Genomic DNA, 1,138 nt, shown 5'->3' on the forward strand with positions numbered 1-1,138 from the left:
GTGTGTCGTTGTTATCGTAATCCTGCATGCCTGCGTTCAGCAGCGCCTCGTATGGCGAGAATACCACTTGCGCTTTTTGATCGGTTACCAGGTCGTTTGCGTTTGTACTCAGGGCGCTTTGGATCGCGCTGAATCCGAGTTCGTTGCCGTATTGGTCAAATACGCTCACTGGGATCGTTGCTGTTTCGCCTTTTTGAGCGATGCTTGTTTGACCGTTGGAGTATTTTACAGTACCCAGTTCCATTTTCGTAATGAACGGCGCTACGCCGACTGTGAAGTTTTTGCTGGCCGACAAGTGCGTATCATTGAAATAGATGTTCACTGGAATGACCGTCAGGTTGGACTGGGAAGCCGTACCTGCAGCAGCCAACGTGCTGTCAAATGTCAATTTCAGCAAGCCGGCATCTGTTTTCGTAATTTGCGCCGATTGGCCGTTACCCAGGATAACTGTGTAGGAGCCTGCGGAGAACGAAGCGTTCTCGCCGTATTGGTTCGTTGCTTTGACCATGACCGTTGCTTTTGTGGTACGAGCTACTGTATCCCCGGCATTAACGAAGTCAATTTTTTGTACGGCTTCGTCTTGGGCTGTGAAAGTAGCTGTTGTTTTATCTACAGCTGCAGCGTCCAAGCCGCTCAATGTAACGGTGTAGTCGCCTGCGCGAAGGTTGGTGTCCGTCAACGTCAAGGTTGCGGATTTTTTGTCATCGGCAAATGTCGTCGTAGTCGCTACGGCCGTTGAACCTTGTGTCAAAGCCAGTTTCGCTTTGTCGGTGTCTACCGGTTTGTTGAAGTTAATCGTTACTTTTTGTACGCCTGTCGGTTTTGCATCGGTTACCGATACTTTACCGGCTGGAACGTATTGCTGCTTGGCTTCGTATGCGCCAGTAAGCAGCAGGTCGCGAGTTGCGTTCGCTTGGCCGCCGAATGTGCCGTCTGTGCCGTTAGGCAGCAATTTCAGTTCCAGCGCCAGGGCTACGTAACCTTGAGCCCAGTCGGAGACTGTAGCGTCATTGCCTGTTTTTGCCCGAGCGTCAGCATCTTTGCCCAGTACGCGGTCCAGGAACGTCGCCAGCTGCTCTTTGGTTACTTTACCGGCTGGGTCAAACGTAGTGTCGGTTACACCGTCAGTAACGCCGGC

1 protein-coding gene is annotated in these 1,138 nt (G+C 51.8%); it reads right to left on the reverse strand.

The window, feature by feature from the left end; translation table 11 throughout:
- On the reverse strand, positions 1–1,138 hold a 1,138-nt coding region (locus tag AC3G2T_RS38690), incomplete at both ends, for an S-layer homology domain-containing protein (protein ID WP_488438817.1).

The sequence above is a fragment of the Paenibacillus sp. sgz302191 genome (assembly GCF_057749925.1).